The organism is Mycobacterium botniense, from assembly GCF_010723305.1.
In the GTDB taxonomy this organism is placed as follows: Bacteria; Actinomycetota; Actinomycetes; order Mycobacteriales; family Mycobacteriaceae; genus Mycobacterium; species Mycobacterium botniense.
The window spans coordinates 859,337-877,130 of the sequence record NZ_BLKW01000004.1 but is presented as its reverse complement, the minus strand read 5'-3'; the positions used below and the strand labels follow the sequence as shown (position 1 = coordinate 877,130).

The following is a 17,794-nucleotide window of genomic DNA, read 5'->3' as shown; positions in this document are numbered from 1 at the left end:
GAGTTTCTCCTATGTCAAGCCTCGACGTTAGCGCATTTGCGCCCAACGACGATGCGGCCCGCGCTGCAGCCACGCAAGAGTCGGGCATCAGCGCCGCGCGGGGCTCGCCGGCGCAATGAGCCGCTACAGCGACAAGTATGTCTTCAGCTCGTAGGGTGTGACGTGGCTGCGGTAAGTCGCCCACTCACGACGCTTGTTGCGCAGGAAGAAGTCAAAAACATGCTCGCCCAGCGTTTCCGCCACAAGCTCAGAGTTTTCCATCGCTCGCAGGGCGCTGTCGAGGCTGGACGGCAGCTCGCGGTATCCCATTGCGCGGCGTTCCTCGGGCGTGAGGTCCCATACGTTGTCCTCGGCCTGGGGACCCAAAACGTAACCTTTTTCCACTCCGCGCAGTCCGGCGGCTAGCAGCACCGCGAACGTCAGATAGGGGTTGCACGCCGAGTCGGGGCTGCGCACCTCGATCCGCCGTGACGAGGTCTTGTGGGGGGTGTACATCGGCACACGCACCAGCGCCGACCGGTTGGCCGCCCCCCACGAGGCGGCGGTGGGGGCCTCACCGCCGCCCACCAGCCGCTTGTAGGAGTTGACCCACTGATTGGTGATCGCGCTGATCTCGCTGGCGTGTTCAAGAATCCCGGCGATGAACGACTTGGCTACATCCGACAGCTGAAGCGGATCGTCGGGACTGTGGAAGGCGTTGACCTCACCCTCGAACAGGCTCATGTGGGTGTGCATCGCTGAACCGGGGTACTGGGCAAATGGTTTGGGCATGAACGTGGCTCGCGCGCCTTCTTCGAGGGCCACTTCTTTGATGACGTAGCGGAAGGTCATCACGTTGTCGGCCATCGACAGGGCGTCAGCGAAGCGCAGGTCGATCTCTTGTTGCCCGGGAGCGCCTTCATGGTGGGTGAACTCAACCGAGATCCCCATGAATTCCAACGCCTCGATTGCGTTTCGGCGGAAGTTGGATGCGGAGTCGTGCACCGCCTGGTCGAAATAGCCGGCGTCGTCGAGGGGCACCGGCACCGAGCCATCGCAGGGACCGGGTCTTAACAGGAAGAATTCGATTTCAGGGTGCACATAGCAGGAGAAACCCAGGTCGTTGGCCTTCGCCAGCTGACGCCGCAGCACATGACGCGGATCTGCCCAGGACGGTGAGCCGTCCGGCATCGTAATGTCGCAGAACATACGCGCCGAGTGGTGGTGACCCGACGGAGTGGTCCAGGGCAACACCTGGAAGGTCGACGGGTCTGGGTGCGCCACACAATCGGATTCCGAAACCCGGGCGAAGCCCTCAATCGACGACCCGTCGAAACCGATGCCTTCCTCGAACGCTCCCTCGAGTTCGGCCGGAGCGATGGCAACCGACTTGAGGAACCCGAGCACGTCGGTGAACCACAGCCGGACGAAACGGATATCCCGTTCCTCCAGCGTGCGGAGCACGAATTCCTTTTGTCGATCCATAACCCGAACAGTATGCACTGGCTGTTAACTCTGTGTTACCGCCATCACGCTACCAATATTGCGGAACTTATTGTGTAGCTCTTGTGTAGCTCTTCACGCGCCGCCCCGCGGCGCGCATCGCGGCCGCGCTAGCAGTGGAGGCCCTCCGGCGGTAACTGCCGCCCGACAAGATAGCCCACCACCGCGGTGTCCACACAGGCATCCCCGTTGAACACCGCGGTGTGCTGGGTGCCGCGATAGGTGATCAGGGGGGCGCCCAGCTGGCGGGCCAGATTGACGCCGGCCCGATACGGTGTGGCGGGGTCGTGGGTGGTGGAGACCACGACAACTTTGCCGGGAGCGACCGCCGCTGCAGCGTGCGGCACGGATGTCGCCGGCACCGGCCACATCGCGCACAGATCACGCGGGGCGAATCCGGTGAATTGGCCGTAGGACAAAAACGGGGCGGCTTGGCGGATCTGCCGGTCCGCGCCCACCCAGGCCGCCGGATCGGGCGGCGACGGTGCGTCGACGCACCGGATCGCGTTGAACGCATCCTGCTCGTTGCTATAGTGCCCGTGCGCATCGCGGCCCTGGTAGTCATCGGCCAGCGCGAGCAGGTCATCAGCGTCGGTGCCGCGCTGCAGCGCCAGCAGCCCGCTGGTCAGATACTTCCACAGCTGCGGGGCATACAGCGCGTGGATGGTTCCAGTTGTCGCGTCGGCGTAGCTGAGCCGCCGCGGATCCGCCGTCATAGCGGGCTTGGTGGCCAGCGGGTCGACGAGCTGGTGGTAACGGTTTACCCACTGGGTTGGGTCGGTGCCCAGCGGGCAGCCGGGGGAACGGGCGCAGGCTGCCGCGTAATCGTTAAACGCCGTCTGAAAGCCGGCCATCTGCTCGATGTTTTCCTGCACCGGGTCCACGCTGGGGTCGATGGCGCCGTCGAGCACCATCGCCCGCACGTGGCCGGGGAACCGCTCGAGATAGGCCGTGCCCAGCTCGGTGCCGTAACTGAAGCCCAGATAGTTGATCTGCTCGTCGCCCAGCGCCTGACGGATGACGTCCATGTCCCGCACGACGGCAGCGGTGCCGACGTTTTCCAGGAATCCCCGGCCCATCCGTTCGGCGCAGTGTTGGGCCAGCTGCTGGTAGAGCTGCTCGATGTGGGCAACCCCGGCCGGGCTGTAGTCAACCATGGGTTCGCGGCGATAGGCGTCGAACTCGGCATCGGTGCGGCAACGCAGCGCCGGTGTGGAGTGCCCAACTCCGCGCGGATCAAACCCCACCAGGTCGAAGTGACGGGTGATCTCGGTGCCGGCCAGGTCGGCGGCCATGCTGGCCACGCTGTCAACCGCAGACACCCCCGGCCCGCCGGGATTGACGAGCAGCGACCCGATCCGGCGCCCAGTTGCGGGAATGCGGATCAGCGCGAGCCGGGCTTGCGCGCCAGCGGGGTCGTCGTAATTGACGGGGACCACCACGGTGGCGCATTGCGCGGTGGGAATGTCGGTGGTGCCGGCCAAAAACTGCGAACAACTGCCCCAGTCCAGCCGCAGTGCTGCAACCGTCTGCGGTACCGCCGGGTTCGGGGTCTGGCCTGTCCCCGACTCGCCGGTCGCGCCGGCCGGCGGCAGCCCGGCCGCCAGCAGCACCGCCCCCACAGAAAGCAGCGCTGAGCTCAGCTTTCTCATGCGCCACACGGGATGTCATCGTCGCACGCGCCGACGGTTCCCGGGGTTGCCCGACGGTCACATGTAGGTCTCGGCTTGAGTTCGGTTGCGCCGCTTGCTGGAGGGCCGCTGCCCGGCGCCCGGCGCTCGCCTCAGCATTTGGCGCCCGGCGGCGGCACCGTGCCACTGATCAGGTACTCCGTCACGTAGCCGTCGATACAGCTGTTGCCCTGGAAAACGACGGTGTGTTGAGTTCCGTCGAATGTAAGCAACGCGCCGCCAAGCTGTTTGGCCAGATCGACCCCGGCCTTATACGGTGTCGCCGGGTCGTGGGTCGTGGACACTATCACCGTCGGCACCAGCCCGGGAGCCGAGATGACGTGTGGTCGGGTCGTGGGCGGCACCGGCCAGTAGGCGCATGCACCCAGCGGCGCGTCGCCGGTGAATTTGCCGTAGCTCATGAACGGCGCGAGCTCCCGCGAGCGCCGGTCTTCGTCGATGACCTTAGCTCGATCTTTCACCGGCGGTTGGTCAACACAGTTGATCGCCGAGCGCGCGTCGGTGGCGTTGGTGTAATGCCCGTGCGAATCGCGGCGCATGTACATATCGGCCAGGGCAAGCAGGACGTCACCGCGACCGTCGCGCAACTCGGTCAGTCCCTCGGTCAAGTGGTGCCACAAGCTCGGTGAGTAAAGCGCCATGATGGTGCCGACAATGGCGTCGCTGTAGCTCAGCCCGCGCGGATCCTTGGTACGGGCCGGCCTGCCGATCATCGGATTAGCCGGGTCGACCAGTGGGTCCACCAGGCTGTGGTAGACCGCGACGGCTTTCGCCGGATCGGTGCCCAGCGGACAGGCCGGATCCTTCGCACAATCAGCGGCGTAGTCGTTGAACGCGTCCTGGAACCCCTTGGCCTGGCGCAGGTCCGCCTCGATGGGATCCGCATTGGGGTCGATGGCACCATCGAGGATCATCGCCCGCACGTTTCGCGGGTAGGCCTCGGCGTACGCGGCGCCGATCCGGGTGCCATACGAATATCCCAGGTAGGTCAGTTTGTCATCACCCAGCGCAGCCCGGATAGCGTCCAGATCCCTGGCGACGTTGACGGTGCCCACATTGGCCAGAAATTTCTTGCCCATCCGGTTGACGCAGCGCTGCACGAAATCCTTCGTCTCGGCCTCGATGTGCGCAACGCCTTTCGGGCTGTAGTCGACCTGCGGCTCGGCGCGCAACTTGTCGTTTTCGGCGTCGGTGTTACACCAGATCGCCGGCCGGGACGACGCCACCCCCCGCGGGTCAAAGCCCACGAGGTCGAAACGCTCCCGCACCCGCACCGGCAAGCTCTGCACCACCCCGACCGCGGCCTCGATACCGGACTCGCCGGGGCCGCCGGGGTTGATGATCAGCGATCCGATTTTGTCGCCTGTCGCCGGAAAGCGGATCATCGCCAGCGCCGCGGTGTCGCCGTCGACATGGGCATAGTCGACGGGCACCGCGATTTGCCCGCACACGGCGCCGGCCGGAATCTTCACCGCGGTGCCGCCGGAGGTACGGCACGGCGCCCACACCACCGGCTGTCCGAGCTTCGGCCCGGCCAGCTGCGCATGACCGCCCACGACGCGTGTGCAGCCCGCGATCACCAGTAGCACGGCGGTGATCGCGGCCCAGACCAGCGCCGCACGCCTGATCTTGTTGCGATATGCCAGGCCCATGTCAACCTATGCTGCCACGGCAAGAGCCCATACCTGGGTGAGCAGACGCGCCGCCGTGTCATGCAGTGGCTGCGAGCAGCTCCTCGATCCCCACGCCAAAGTCATCAGCCAGCTTCCATAAATCCGGAAGCAACTCCGGACAGGAGATGATCCCCACGTTGAGCTTGCCGTTGAGCGACATCACTGTGACGTTCAAGCCGGCCCCGTGAAAAATCGGGCCGAGCGGGTACATGGCCTTGACCTCACAACCCAACAGGTAGAGCGGGATCTGGGGGCCCGGCACATTGGAGACCACCAGGTTGTGCACCGGCCTGCTTCGGCTGAGCCGGGTCTTGGAGTACACACGCATCGCCGCACCGAATACCGCCGGCGCGGCGAACTGCGTCCAATCCTGCAACAGCGTCGCACTGATTGCTGAACTATGCTGTTTAGCAACAGAATTCGCTTTAGCGATGGCCTGGAGTCGTTCGACCGGGTCGCCGATGTGCGTTTCCAGGCGGGAGAACATGCCCGAGACCTTGTTACGCCCCGGCCGATCAGACTTTCCGTGCACCGAGACCGGCACCATGGCGATCAGCGATGACGCCGGCAGTTCACCGCGCTCCAGCAGATAATGCCGCAGCACCCCGGAAACGAGGGCCATCACCACGTCGTTGACCTTGACGCCGAAATGTTCCTTGACCTTTTTGACGTCATCGAGATCCAGTTGGGCATACGCGATGTTGCGATGGGCCGTGATGCGGGCATTGAACGCGGTCGCCGGCGCCGCGAAAGGCGCGGCCATCGTGCGCCCGGTGCCTACCCGCGCCAGCGTCTCGACCGCCGACTGCACCGTTGCGGGCAACACCCTGGCCAGGTGCAGCGGTCGGGTGGCGAACTTCACCAGCCCGGTGGCGGCGATGTGTAGTCCACTGGCCTCGCCCACACCCTCCACGGGATCCGGCGCAGGCGTGTCCGGTTCGGTGGTGCACAGCTGCGCCAGCAGGTTGGCGCCGGTCACCCCGTCCACGCCGGCGTGGTGAACCTTTGTCATGACGGCCAGTCGCCCGCCTTGGTGGGCATCGGTGCCCGCCACCCCTTCGATAACCCACATCTCCCACAGCGGCCGGCTGCGGTCCAACGGCAGCGAAGCGATATGCCCGCAGATCTCCGACAGTTCGGCGCGTCCTCCCGGCGGCGGCAACCCGATGCGGTGCAGATGACGATTGAGGTCGAAATCTTTGTCATCCACCCAGACCGGGTGGTCGAGATTCAGCGGGCTGTCGGCCAGTTTCTCGCGGAACTGGGGCATCGCCGCGATGCGGAGCGCCAGCGCGTCACACAGCCGATCGAAGCTGTAACCACCCTTCATCGTCGACGTGTCCAGGTCCACGATCGAGCAGACATGCAATGGCTGCTCAGGGGTTTCTAAGTACAAGAAGCTGGCGTCGAGACCGCTGAGCCGCTGCATGCGCCGATGGTATGCCCGGCAGCGCGGCGCGACGCCCGAATCGGCAAACCGCGGCGGTGCCGGACCGCGTGTGAGCAAATCCACTGGATCCGCCGTGTATCTGAGCCGCGACAGATGGCAGACTGACAAGGTCAGTCGAACCCGGGGACCCTGCAGGGCCACGAGGATCGAACCGGCGACGACTAGGGACAACGATGTCGCAACACACTGTATACGGCGCAGCCGCGGGTAGTGACGCACCGCGGAGCAAAATCCGCATCCATCATCTGCAGAAGATGAAGGCCGAAGGCCGCAAATGGGCCATGCTGACGGCCTACGACTACTCGACGGCCCGGATTTTCGACGAAGCCGGTATTCCGGTGCTGCTCGTCGGTGATTCCGCTGCCAACGTGGTGTACGGCTACGACACCACTGTGCCGGTTTCCCTGGACGAGCTGATCCCGTTGGTGCGCGGGGTGGCGCGCGGCGCCCCCCATGCTCTCGTGGTCGCGGATTTGCCGTTCGGCAGCTATGAGGCCGGCCCCGCTGCAGCCTTGACCGCCGCCACCCGGTTCATGAAGGAAGGCCGCGCGCAGGCGGTCAAGCTCGAAGGCGGTGAGCGGGTGGCCGAGCAGATCGCCACCCTGACGGCTGCCGGTATCCCGGTGATGGCACATATCGGCTTCACCCCCCAAAGCGTCAACACGCTGGGCGGTTTTCGGGTCCAGGGTCGCGGTGACGCTGCTGAAAAGACCGTCGCCGACGCGATCGCCGTCGCTGAAGCCGGTGCGTTTTCCGTCGTCATGGAAATGGTCCCGGCTGAATTGGCCACCCAGATCACCGGCAAGCTGACCATTCCGACCATCGGCATCGGGGCCGGCCCGAATTGCGACGCGCAGGTCCTGGTCTGGCAGGACATGGCCGGGTTGACCAGCGGGACGACGGCCCGTTTCGTCAAGCGGTTTGCCGATATCGGAGCCGAACTGCGCCGCGCGGCAATCCAATACGCGAACGAAGTCGCGGACGGGGTGTTTCCCGGCGACGAGCACAGCTTCTGAACACACTCTCGGCTTTTCGCCACATCATCGGCGTCATCGGCAAATCCCCGGCGACGGGCCGCGACACGAGACACCAGTCGAGACGGGCGTATCCGCATCGCCCTGCACTAACCACATTCCCCCGCCCGCCACTGCCCTGCTGCCGGACGGCCTTGGCTGCGCCGTGAGATTCCCGCCCCCGGTTATTCCATGCGGGCATACGCCGGCATGTCGTATGGCACTCTGAGATTGCCTGCCCATGCTTTTCCCCGGCCGTGGCGCCTACCCCCCTGGAGGCGGATATGCTGGTCAACCGTTCGGCGATGCCGCGTCACCTGGAAGTGGAGCGCAAGTTCGACGTCGGGGAATCAACGGTCTCGCCCTCGTTCGACGGCATCGCCGCAGTGGCCCGGGTGGAGCGGTTCCCGTCGCAAACCTTGGATGCCGTGTATTTCGACACACCCGGACATGACCTGGCGGCCAAGCGGATCACGCTGCGCCGTCGCACCGGCGGCGCCGACGCGGGCTGGCACCTGAAGTTACCCGCCGGCCCCGATGCCCGCACCGAAGTCCGCGCGCCGCTCGGCGCCGCGGACGGCGACTCGGGCGACGAGGTACCGGACGAATTGCGTGATGTCGTGCTGGCGATAGTTCGTGACCGTCCACTGGTGCCGGTGGCGCGGATCACCACCAGGCGCGACAGCCAGCGACTGTACGGCACCGACGGTGCACCTGTCGCCGAATTTTGCGACGATCACGTCGCAGCGTGGTCCTCACACATCTCCGCCGACGGTCCAGCCGAACAACGTTGGCGGGAGTGGGAACTCGAAGTCATCGCCCCCGACGCGGCCGCCCATGCCGAGCTGCTGGACCGGCTCAGCAACCGGCTGCTCGATGCCGGCGCCGTGCCGGCCGCCCGCGGTTCCAAGCTGGCACGGGTGCTCGGGGCGCCCAGGGTACAAGACGGTTGGTCCGCTGACGTCGACCCGGTGCGCCACGCGGTGGCCGAACAAGTGGAGCAACTGCTGGTGTGGGACCGCGCGGTGCGCGCCGACACCGAGGACGCGGTGCATCAGATGCGGGTGACCACGCGCAAGCTCCGCAGCCTGCTGCAGGCTTCCCCGGAAGAGTTCGGGTTATCCGAGAACGCCTGGGTTCTCGACGAACTGCGCGAGCTGGCCGGCGTGTTGGGCGAGGCCCGCGACGCCGAGGTGCTTGGCCAGCGTTACCAGCAGGCGCTGGATCAGCTGCCGCCGGAGCTGGTGCGCGGGCGCGTCCGGGAACGTCTGGTCGACGGCGCAAAACACCGCTACCAGAACGGGCTGCGGCGTGCGCTGATCGCGTTGCGCTCGGAGCGCTACTTCCGCCTGCTCGATGCGCTGGAGACGTTGGTGCTGGCCGAACCCCCCATGGCGCGGTTTGGCCAGCAGCCGGCGACCATCGACACCGCCTACCGGCGCGTCCGCAAAGCCGCCAAGGCTGCAGCCCAGGCCCCTACCGAGAATCGCAACGAAGCGCTGCACCGAATCCGTAAGCGCGCCAAAAGACTTCGGTACATCGCCGCAGCTACCGGTGACACGCAGGTAAGCGAACGGACTAAAACCGTCCAGACGCTGCTCGGGGATCACCAAGACAGCGTCGTCAGCCAGACGCATCTTCTCCAGCAGGCCGACGCTGCCTACGCAGCCGGTGAGGACACCTTCACCTACGGTGTGCTCTACCAGCACGAAGCCGACCTGGCCGCTCGCTGCCGTCAGCAGCTGGACGCTGCTCTGCGCAAACTCGACAAAGCGGTGCGCAAGCAGCAGCGGGGCCTGCCCGCCCACTGAACCGAACAAGGCGGGCAAGCAAGGCGGGCGAGTTGGCCTGTAAGCCGGATTCTGTTTCCCGCCGTCGTGATTCCGCGGCGGCGAGGCGGCGACCATCCATCTGGGACACCCGTCACCGGGTGCCTCAAGCGGCCTACCCGCAGACTCGGGCGAGCAACCCTCAAGCGCCTGCGCGACCGCACGCTGGTGCGGTCTTCTTGGCCTTGCTTCGGGTGGGGTTTGCCGAGCCATCCCAGTCACCCGGGATGCTGGTGCGCTCTTACCGCACCGTTTCACCCTTACCACCGCGAGGGTGGCGGTTTGTTTTCTGTGGCACTTTCCCGCGGGTCACCCCGGGTTGCCGTTAGCAACCACCCTGCTCTGTGAAGTCCGGACTTTCCTCGACGCATCGCTGGACAAACCAACGTGCGCCGCGGCCGCCCGGCCAACTCGTCCGCAACCCACCACCGTACTCGCTGCGCCCTTTCCGAGCCAGCCTCTTTCGCTCAGCGGCAGGACCGCCAAGATTGAAGGTATGAGCGCCGATGCCGCACACACAGGCCGCCGTCCGCCCGGGCAGCGCTGATGCCGCCCACCCGCTGGGACACGCGTGTCGACTCCGCTGACTGGGAGGCCATCACCGCAGAGGTCAACACCGTGGGCGGCGCACTGTTGCCCCGCCTGCTGACACCGCGCGAGGCGGTGCGGCTCCGCGCGCTCTACCGCGAGGACACCCTGTTCCGCAAAACCGTCGACATGGAGCGTCACCGATACGGCATGGGCGAGTATCGGTATTTTCGCGCTCCCTACCCGCAGCCGATCGAGCATCTCAAACAGGCTCTGTATCCGCGGTTGCTGCCGATCGCGCGGAACTGGTGGGCCGCGTTGCGCCGTAACCCGCCGTGGCCAGACAGTCTCGACGACTGGCTGCGCATGTGCCACGCCGCCGGCCAGACTCAACCCACCGCCCTGATGCTGCGATACGGCGCTGGCGACTGGAACGCCTTACATCGAGACCTGTATGGGGAGTTGGTGTTTCCACTTCAGGTGGTGATCAACTTAAGTGATCCCGTCACCGAGTACACCGGTGGGGAGTTCCTACTGGTCGAGCAGCGGCCACGAGCCCAGTCCCGCGGCACTGCAATGCAATTGCCCCAAGGTTACGGCTACCTGTTCACCACCCGCGACCGCCCGGTGCGCTCGGCGCGGGGCTGGTCCGCGGCGCCGGTGCGCCACGGTCTGTCCGTTGTCCGCTCCGGGGAGCGTTATGCGTTGGGGCTGATCTTTCACGACGCCGCCTGAGGCGTTCGGCAAATCTGTCGCCGCAGCCCGCCGAGGCCCAGCCCTCGCCGCCGCAGACGCGCAGCCCATTTGGGCATTGCCCACGACCGGCAATAGTGCCAGGCTGACGACATGACCGAAAGCGAAAGCTATGTCGACCAGGCGATGATGGGTCTGGCGGAGCCGCAGCCTATGTACAAGGCGCTGCGCGAGTCGGCCCCGGTATTCCGGTCGCCGCAGGCGGTGGTGCTCACCCGCCTATCCGACATCGAGATGGCGCTCAAACGCACCGACCTGTTCTCGTCCAATATGGATGCGGTTGATCTGGGTAACCTGCGGCCGCTGATCCCGCTGCAGATCGATCCGCCTGAGCACGCGAAATACCGGCGCATCCTGGATCCGCTGTTCACCCCGCGCGAGATGGGCCGGCGGGAACCGGAAGTCACCAAGCTGGTGAACGAGATCATCGACCAGTTTGCCGCGCGGGGCGAATGCGACTTTCACGCCGAGTTCGCGGTGCCCCTGCCGTGCACGGTATTCCTGCAGCTGCTCGGCCTGCCGCTGGAGCACCTGGAAAAGTTTTTGGTCTGGAAGGATCAGGTGATCCGCCCGGAGGGGGTGCACGGCTTCGACGAGCACGGCAAGGCCGCGGCGCCGGCGGCTCAGCAGATCTATGACTACTTCGAGCGGGCTATCGATGACCACATCGCCAACCCGCGCGACGATGTGCTGTCGGCGTTGATCGCGGCCGATGTGGAGGGGCGACCGCTGTCACGCGAGGAGCTGCTTGACATCTGCTTCCTGTTTCTCATCGCCGGATTGGACACGGTCACCGATTCGCTGGACTGTTTTTTCGTTTACCTGGCGCGCCACCCCGAACAGCGGCGGCTGCTGATCGAACAACCAGATATTCTGCCCAGCGCGATCGAAGAGCTGCTGCGCTGGGAGACGCCGGTGCCGGGGATTGCCCGTGTCGCCATGTGCGACGTCGAGGTCGCCGGGTGCCCGATCAGCAAGGGCGAGCGGGTCAGCCCGTTACTCGGCGCAGCCAACACCGACCCGGCGGAGTTTCCCGACCCCGATGTTGTCGACTTCCGGCGCAACCCGAACCGTCACCGCGCGTTCGGCGCCGGACCACACCGGTGCCTCGGCTCCCATCTGGCCCGCATGGAACTGCGGGTGGCGTTGCGCGAATTTCACCGGCGCATCCCGGATTACGAGATCCCGCCCGGGGTCGAGCTCAAATACACCCGGGGGCTGCGCTCGGTGGAGACCCTGCCCCTGAGGTTCCCCGTGTCCGGATCATGACCCGCGCCGGCGGCGATGCAGAGCAATGCGATGAGGAGGAGCGGCGCTTATGACCAAGGTCTGCGTCGACTCAGCCCTGTGCGTCGGGCATGGGCGCTGTTATACGTTAGCCCCCGACGTTTTCGACGCCGACGAGTACGGCCACTCGATCGTCCGCGTCGCCGACGTGTCCGGTGAGCTTGAGCAGCAGGCCGTCGACGCCGAGCAGAACTGCCCGGAACGGGCCATCACGTTGTCACACTGAAGCGGACCACGCTGCGGGCGCCGCGCCCGGCGGCCATGTCGGCGAACGCCGCTTCGACCTCGTCGATCCCGATGCGCCGCGTCACCAGCGCCTCCAGGTCCAGCCGGCCGCGCAACGCCAGCTTCGCGAGCACCGGGATATCGCGTGCGGGGTCGCTGGCCCCATAGACGCTGCCCTGGATCGTTTTGCCGTCGGCCATCAACGACAGCGCCGGCAATGTCACGGTTTCGTCGATCCCGGCCGCGCCGACCAACGTGACCTTGCCGCCGCGGCGGGTGGCCTCATAGGTCGCGCGGATCGTGGCGGGCTTGCCGACCACTTCGATCCCGTGATCCACTCCGATGCCGCCGGTGAGGTCGCGCACCGCGGAGGCAAGGTCGGCCCCGGCGGTGTCAACGGTGTCGGTCGCGCCGTTGGCCACTGCGGCCGGAAGCTGCCCGGCCACCCGGTCGGCGGCGATAATCGGGGCGGCGCCGGCTAGCCGCGCAGCCTGGATTGCCGCCAAACCCACGCCGCCGCAGCCGACGACGAGCACGCTTTCCCCCGGGCGGACAGCCGCTGTGCGGATCACCGCGCCAACGCCCGTGGTGACCCCGCACGCCAGCAGCGCGGCGTGGTCCAGCGGCAGGGACTTATCGACCGGCACCACCGCGGCGGCCGGCAGCAGCGTCGCCTCCGCGAGCGTGCCTGCGCCCATCTCCGGCCACACCGGTCCGGCCGCGCCCTGCGCGTACGGCTCACCGAAGGCGTGTGCCAGCCCGTGCGGACACAGCTGGGCTTCCCCGCGCAGGCAGTGCAGGCAGGAGCGGCACGGCGCATTCCAGGTGAGCACCACGTGATCACCCGGGGCGACGGTGGTGACATCGGCGCCGACGTCGGTGACGATGCCGGCGCCCTCGTGGCCGAGTGTGCAGGGCAGCAGCACCGGGATGGCCCCGTCGCGCACCGATAAGTCGGTGTGGCACACCCCGCTGGCGGCCAGCTGGACCCGGACCTCGTGGTTGCCGACCGGCCGCAGCGTGAGGTCCTCCACCGCGGTGGGCTGCCCGGCCTGGTGCAGTACGACGGCCTTCACCGCAAGGCACCTGAGAGCTGCGTCACACTGACTTACGATGGCGGCACGACCGCGCCGGGTCAAGCAGCACGGGTGCCGGCTGCTGTCGGGAAAGGAGACGGTCATGACGAGCGCACCCTCGAAAGCACCTTCGGAAACGTCCCCAACACCGCTGGCGGCGCTCACGATCGGCGGCGCACGGCAACCGGGGGCCGCCGGAACGTATCCGGTGCACAATCCGGCGCGGCCGGCCGAAATCGTCGGTGCCGCCCCCGCCGCCGACCGCGCCCAGCTGGACGCCGCGGTGCAGGCGGCGCGCCAGGCGGCGCCCGGCTGGCGCGCCCGCAGCGTCGCCGAACGGGTCGCCGCCGTCAGCGCCGCGGCGACCGCGGCGGCCCAGCAGCTGCGCGATTGCGATGGCGCTCGGTTGTACACCCGCGAACACGGCAAGGTGCTGTCCGAAGCGAACCTGGAAATCGACACCGCGCCGGCCATCGCCGCCGTGCTCGGCTCGATGGCCGAAACCGCGCTGGCACCCGAGCGCATCGACCCCCACGCGCCCTATCCCCGGCTGCAGCGGGAACCCTACGGAGTGGCGGCGCTGGTGCTGCCGTTCAACTGGCCGCTCGCAGTCATGATGACCAAGCTGACCTCGGCGCTGACCGCGGGCAACACCGCCGTCGTCAAAGTGCCTCCGACGTGTCCGCTGGCCGCCCTGCAGTTCGGCGCGGCGTTCGCCGCGGCGCTGCCGGCCGGGGTGGTGAGCGTGCTCGCGGGTCCCGGCGTCGACATCGCCCAGGCGCTGGTCACCCACCCGGGCATCGATGTGATCTCGCTGACCGGGGGGGTCGCCACCGGGCGCGCGGTGATGGCGGCGGCCGCGGCCCGGCTCACGCCGGTCCTGCTCGAGCTGGGCGGCAACGACGCCGCCATCATCGCCCCGGACATCAGCATCACCGACCAGCTTGTCGAGCAGCTGATGGCGGCCACCTACACCACCGGCGGGCAGGTCTGCATGGCAATTAAGCGGCTCTACGCCCCGGCCAACCGGGTGGGCGAACTGGCCGACGCGCTGCTCACCCGCTGCGAGCGCGAGGTGGTCGGCGACGGGCTGGCCGAGGAGACCACACTGGGTCCCCTGCACACCGCCACCGGGCGCAACCGGGTGGCGGCGCTCATCGCCGACGCCGAGGCACACGGTGCGACAGTCCGCGCCGCCGGGCGCATCCGCGACGCCGACGCGGACACCGGCGGATATTTCATGCTGCCCACCGTCGTCACCGGGCTCGCCCCGGATGCGGCGCTGGCCACCGAGGAACAGTTCGGTCCGGTGTTGCCGATCTTCGGCTACCACGGTATCGACGAGGCCGTCGCCGCGGCGAATGCCACCGACTTCGGCCTCACCGCGTCGGTGTGGAGCGGGGATGAGGCGCTGGCCGAGCGGGTGGCAGCGCAATTGGTCGCCGGCACAGTCAGCATCAACTGCCACGGGATGGCGGCACAAGATCCGCGCCTGCCGTTCGGCGGCGTGGGCCAGTCGGGCTTGGGCCGGGAACTGGGTGTGGAGGGGATCCGGGCCTTCACCCAGCCGCGCACATTCGTGCGCCACCCGCTGCCGAGCTAGCCGGCGCGTCGCACCGGCGGCCGTGCCGCGCCCTTCACCGGCGGCCGGCTCGTCGACGGCGTCGCCGGCTCGCAAATCTGTTGTGCGGCAAATCTGCAGAACCGTTCCGGCCCGCTGTTTGCCGGCGCCGCCCACGATCTTTGCATTGATTGCATTAATAGCATTGACACCGAGCGAAAACTGACGATAGTCATCAGATATGGCCCTGTTGCCAGATCCGGCTCCCCGCCAGCGGAAACATGTCATTATCTCGGTCGACGACCACGTCATCGAGCCACCGGATACGTTCGAGGGCCGGCTCCCCGCTGCCCTGGCCGAGCGGGCACCGAAAATCGTCGAGACCGGCGACGGGCGCCAGGTGTGGCGTTACGAGGACTGCGAATACCCCAACATCGGGCTCAACGCGGTGGTCGGGCGTCCCCTTGAGGAGTGGAGTATGGAGCCGGCCCGGTTCGACGAGATGCGCCGCGGCTGTTGGGATATCAAGGCGCGTATCGCCGACATGGACCTGGCCGGAATCTGGGCATCGCTGAACTTTCCGTCGCTGATCGCGGGTTTCTCCGGGACCGTGTTCTGGAAGAGCAAGGACCCCGAGCTCGGCCTGGCCGCGCTGCGCGCCTGGAACGACTGGCATTTGGAGGTGTGGGCGGGCAGCTTCCCGGAGCGGATCATCCCACTACAGCTGCCGTGGCTGGCCGACCCTCAGCTGGCCGCCGAGGAGATCCGCCGTAACGCGGCCCGCGGTTTCAAGGCGGTGAGCTTCCCCGAGCTGCCCGCCCAGTGCGGGCTGCCCAGCCTGCACACCGGGGTATGGGATCCGTTCTTTGCCGCCTGCGAGGAGACGGACACGGTCGTGTGCCTGCACACCGGATCCGCTCAGTGGGCGCCGATCCCGTCGCCGGACACCCCGTTCGAAACCATCACCACGCTGTTCCCGGTGAACGCGCTGATCGCGTGCACCGACCTGCTGTGGTCGGGTATCCCGGTGCGGTTCCCGCGGCTGAACATCACGCTGGCCGAGGGCGGACTGGGCTGGGCGGCGATGCTGGGCGATCGGGCCGACTATGTGCTCGCCCACTCCGCCTCCGGTCACGAAGGCGGATCCTGGACATCCGAGCTGCTGCCCAGCGAGGTGCTGCGGCGCAACTTCTGGTTCTGCTCGATCGATGACCCGCACGCGTTCGGGGCGCTGGACGCCATCGGCGCCGAACGCATCCTCGTCGAAAGTGATTACCCGCACGCCGATTCGACCTGGCCGGACACCCAGGAGGTGGTCGCGCGCAATGTCGCGGGTCTCTCGGCTGATGACGCGGCCCGCATCACCCACCGCAACGCCGCAGAGTTGTTCCGCCATCCGCTGCCGGATAGCAGCTGGCTGGCCGCCATCTAGGGGGTTGGGATGCTCGACCTGCTGATCCGCGACGCCCGAATTGTCGACGGCACCGGCGCGCCCGCCCGCCGCGGCGATGTCGGGGTGCAAGACGGGCGGATCGCCGCCGTCGGTGACATCGACGAGCTGGCGTCGAAAACCATTGATGCACAAGGGCTTACGCTGGCACCGGGTTTCGTGGATTTGCACACCCACTATGACGCGCAGCTGTTCTGGGACCCAACCGCCAGCCCGTCGGTGCAGCACGGCGTCACCACGGTCTTCGGCGGCAACTGCGGGTTCACGCTGGCGCCTGCGGCACCCGAGCAGCACGAGTACCTGACCCGTATGCTGGCCCGGGTCGAGGGCATGCCGCTGGAGGCGCTGCAAGCCGGGCTGGACTGGTGCTGGTCCTCGTTCGGGGACTGGCTCAAACGGCTCGACGGGCACACCGCCGTCAACGCCGGGTTCCTGGTCGGGCATTCGGCGCTGCGGCTGGCCGCGATGGGCGAGGACGGGGTCGGCGCCGCGGCGACACCTGAGCACATCGGGCGGATGGTGGCGCTGCTGCACGAGTCGCTGGCGGCCGGGGCGATGGGGTTTTCGACGTCGCAGTCGCACACCCACAACGACGGCTCCGGGCATCCGGTGCCGTCGCGGGCCGCGTCACGCGAGGAGCTGGTGGCGCTGGCGGGCAGCCTGCGCGACCATCCGGGCACCACGCTGGAAGCGATCATCCCCGGCTGCCTGTCCGGGTTCACCGACGAGGAGATCGCGCTGCTCACCGACATGTCGGTGGCCGCGAACCGGCCGCTGAACTGGAACCTGCTGGGGGTGTCGGCGGCCAACCCCACCGGGCACCAGGGCCAGCTGCGCGCCTGGCAGGCGGCCGCCGAGCGGGGCGGGCGGGTGGTCGCGCTCACCTTGCCGCACGCCATGACGATCCGGCTGTCGTTTCTCACCGGTTTCGTGCTCGACGGTCTGCCGGGCTGGCGCGACATCATGCACCTGCCGGTGCCCGAGCGGCTTCGGGCGCTCGCCGACCCGCAGGTGCGCCGGCGCATGAACGAGGGCGCTCACTCCGAAGCAGCCGGCATCCTGCGCGGCCTGGCGCAGTGGGAGCGGCTGATCATCGCCGAAACCTTCGCCCCGCAAAACGCCGACGCCACCGGGCGCACCGTCGGCGAGGTGGCCGCCGCCCGCGGGGGTGCACCCTTCGACACGCTGTGCGACATTGTCATCGCCGATGAGCTGCGCACCGGGCTGACCCCGCCGCCGACCGGCGATGATCTCGCCGACTGGAAGCTGCGCGCCGAGGTGTGGCACCACCCGGGTGCGGTGATCGGCGGCTCAGACGCCGGGGCGCATCTGGACATGATGTGCGGGGCGATCTACACGACCTCGCTGCTCGGGCGCGGGGTGCGGGAGCACCGGGTGGTCACCCTCGAGGAGGCGGTGCGGCTGATTACCGACGTGCCGGCGCGGCTCTACGGGCTGCGCGAGCGCGGCCGGATCGCGCCCGGCTGGCACGCCGATCTGGTGCTGTTCGACCCGGCCACCGTCGACCACGGGCCCGAGCGCACCCGCTATGACTTGCCCGCCGGCGCCCCCCGGCTGGTCGCCGACGCCGTCGGGATCACCTCGGTGTGGGTCGGCGGTGTCGAGGTATGCCGCGATGGCGTCGCCACCGGCGCCACTCCCGGCACCGTGCTGCGCTCCGGACGCGACACCGAAACCGTGCCGGCCGGGGCGCGCTAGCCGCCCGGGACGATGCGGGCCGTGATCGGCCCGAGGAGGAGGCGGGCAATCGAGATA

Annotated in this window: 13 protein-coding genes and 1 other RNA gene; 8 read left to right on the top strand and 6 right to left on the bottom strand. The window is 67.7% G+C overall.

Going from position 1 to position 17,794, the window contains the following annotated elements; genetic code table 11:
- Positions 1-123 precede the first annotated feature (123 nt).
- From G6N08_RS14115 to G6N08_RS14100, 4 genes are all read right to left on the bottom strand, one after another.
- Complete coding sequence (locus tag G6N08_RS14115) at positions 124-1,464, bottom strand: glutamine synthetase family protein (protein ID WP_163758256.1); 1,341 nt, start codon at positions 1,462-1,464, stop codon at positions 124-126.
- A 128-nt stretch (positions 1,465-1,592) separates the two neighbouring features.
- Positions 1,593-3,134, bottom strand: a complete 1,542-nt coding sequence (locus tag G6N08_RS14110; RefSeq protein WP_174813297.1) for an alpha/beta hydrolase — start codon at positions 3,132-3,134, stop codon at positions 1,593-1,595.
- A gap of 131 nt (positions 3,135-3,265) precedes the next feature.
- A complete protein-coding gene (locus G6N08_RS14105; RefSeq protein ID WP_163758252.1) occupies positions 3,266-4,825 on the bottom strand; it encodes an alpha/beta hydrolase in 1,560 nt (519 codons plus the stop codon).
- 58 nt (positions 4,826-4,883) lie between these two features.
- A complete protein-coding gene (locus G6N08_RS14100) occupies positions 4,884-6,275 on the bottom strand; it encodes a WS/DGAT/MGAT family O-acyltransferase (RefSeq protein ID WP_163758250.1) in 1,392 nt (463 codons plus the stop codon).
- Between the two features lie 194 nt (positions 6,276-6,469).
- Between G6N08_RS14100 and panB the strand changes: the two genes are divergently transcribed.
- Together panB and G6N08_RS14090 are read left to right on the top strand one after the other, a co-directional pair.
- Positions 6,470-7,312 carry a 3-methyl-2-oxobutanoate hydroxymethyltransferase gene (gene panB / locus G6N08_RS14095; RefSeq protein WP_163758248.1) on the top strand — a complete coding sequence of 281 codons (843 nt, stop codon included), beginning with the start codon at positions 6,470-6,472 and terminating at the stop codon, positions 7,310-7,312.
- A gap of 281 nt (positions 7,313-7,593) precedes the next feature.
- Positions 7,594-9,120 carry a CYTH and CHAD domain-containing protein gene (locus G6N08_RS14090; RefSeq protein ID WP_163758246.1) on the top strand — a complete coding sequence of 509 codons (1,527 nt, stop codon included), beginning with the start codon at positions 7,594-7,596 and terminating at the stop codon, positions 9,118-9,120.
- Between the two features lie 24 nt (positions 9,121-9,144).
- Here G6N08_RS14090 and rnpB read toward each other — a convergent pair.
- Positions 9,145-9,552: RNase P RNA component class A (gene rnpB / locus G6N08_RS14085), an RNA gene on the bottom strand.
- A gap of 132 nt (positions 9,553-9,684) precedes the next feature.
- Between rnpB and G6N08_RS14080 the strand changes: the two genes are divergently transcribed.
- The 3 genes from G6N08_RS14080 to G6N08_RS14070 all read left to right on the top strand — a co-directional run bounded on the left by G6N08_RS14080 (position 9,685) and on the right by G6N08_RS14070 (position 11,932).
- Positions 9,685-10,401, top strand: a complete 717-nt coding sequence (locus G6N08_RS14080) for a 2OG-Fe(II) oxygenase (protein WP_163758243.1) — start codon at positions 9,685-9,687, stop codon at positions 10,399-10,401.
- A gap of 111 nt (positions 10,402-10,512) precedes the next feature.
- Positions 10,513-11,688: a cytochrome P450 gene (locus G6N08_RS14075; protein ID WP_163758242.1), complete on the top strand. Its 1,176-nt coding sequence runs from the start codon at positions 10,513-10,515 to the stop codon at positions 11,686-11,688.
- Positions 11,689-11,737: 49 nt separating this feature from the next.
- Positions 11,738-11,932 (top strand): ferredoxin, encoded by a 195-nt coding sequence (locus G6N08_RS14070; protein ID WP_163758240.1) that lies wholly within the window; start codon positions 11,738-11,740, stop codon positions 11,930-11,932.
- Here the strand turns inward: G6N08_RS14070 and G6N08_RS14065 are convergent.
- Positions 11,916-13,007 carry a zinc-binding dehydrogenase gene (locus G6N08_RS14065; protein ID WP_218033380.1) on the bottom strand — a complete coding sequence of 364 codons (1,092 nt, stop codon included), beginning with the start codon at positions 13,005-13,007 and terminating at the stop codon, positions 11,916-11,918. The genes G6N08_RS14070 and G6N08_RS14065 overlap by 17 nt on opposite strands.
- Positions 13,008-13,110: 103 nt before the next feature.
- Between G6N08_RS14065 and G6N08_RS14060 the strand changes: the two genes are divergently transcribed.
- The 3 genes from G6N08_RS14060 to G6N08_RS14050 all read left to right on the top strand — a co-directional run bounded on the left by G6N08_RS14060 (position 13,111) and on the right by G6N08_RS14050 (position 17,737).
- Positions 13,111-14,610 carry an aldehyde dehydrogenase family protein gene (locus G6N08_RS14060; protein WP_163758236.1) on the top strand — a complete coding sequence of 500 codons (1,500 nt, stop codon included), beginning with the start codon at positions 13,111-13,113 and terminating at the stop codon, positions 14,608-14,610.
- Between the two features lie 199 nt (positions 14,611-14,809).
- A complete protein-coding gene (locus G6N08_RS14055; protein ID WP_163758234.1) occupies positions 14,810-16,000 on the top strand; it encodes an amidohydrolase family protein in 1,191 nt (396 codons plus the stop codon).
- Positions 16,001-16,009: 9 nt separating this feature from the next.
- Positions 16,010-17,737 (top strand): N-acyl-D-amino-acid deacylase family protein, encoded by a 1,728-nt coding sequence (locus G6N08_RS14050; RefSeq protein WP_163758231.1) that lies wholly within the window; start codon positions 16,010-16,012, stop codon positions 17,735-17,737.
- Positions 17,738-17,794 lie beyond the last annotated feature (57 nt).